Annotated in this window: 1 pseudogene; it reads left to right on the top strand. The window is 71.7% G+C overall.

What is annotated here, in order from left to right:
• Positions 1-101: 101 nt before the first annotated feature.
• Positions 102-780 (top strand): annotated as a pseudogene (locus KZA10_RS16570) (hypothetical protein); the annotation flags it as partial.

The raw sequence follows: 780 nt of genomic DNA, 5'->3' as shown, positions 1-780 counted from the left end.
CCCCGCCCAGCCAGCCCTCGGAGCGGGCGACGCCGATACCGGCGACCCAGAGCAGGAAGCTGTGCGGCGGTGCAGGAGTGCTCCTCTATGCATGGTGCTGGATGTTCACGCCCTGGGCGGAGGGCGAGAGCGCGCCGACCAGACGGATGCCGGTGGCCTGGCTGCTGCTCGCCCCTGCCGCGGTCGGGATGCTCGTCGTCCTCGTCTGGCGAGGAGGCAGCGACTGGCTGAGCGGATCGATCCCGCCAGGCACCGCGGCCGTCGTCGTCGGTGGCACCGTGGCCTTCGCGACGGGTGCCGGTCTCTGGGCCACGCTCATAGATCGCACCGACACCGCGCGCGGGCCCCGGCACACCCTCAGCATCCGGATCCTCTCGATCCTGCTGCTCGCCCTGCTGGTCACGGTTCTGCTGTCCTGGCCGGTGGCGCGCTCGGGTGTGGCGCTGGTGCTCCTCCCACTGGTCGGGCTCGCCGCCGTGGTGTCGTCGACGCTGATCCCGCGGTGGCGGGAGCTGTCGGGTGAGCGGGTGCGCCGCATCCGGGAGGAGCAGCGCAGTCAGATGGCCGCCCACCTGCACGACTCGGTGCTGCAGACACTGGCGCTGATCCAGAACAGGGCGGGGGCCTCCAGCGAAGCCGCACGGCTCGCCAGGGCGCAGGAGCGCGAGCTGCGTGCCTGGTTGTACGACGTCGATGCGCACGGGGTAGTCGAGTTCGAGCGCTCCCGCATAGTCGCGCAGGTCGGTCGGAAGATCACTGTCGGCGGGGGCATCGCCGTCG

The sequence above is a fragment of the Microbacterium sp. BF1 genome (assembly GCF_019279095.1).
Lineage (GTDB): Bacteria > Actinomycetota > Actinomycetes > Actinomycetales > Microbacteriaceae > Microbacterium > Microbacterium maritypicum.
This window is presented reverse-complemented; position numbering and strand designations above follow the sequence as displayed.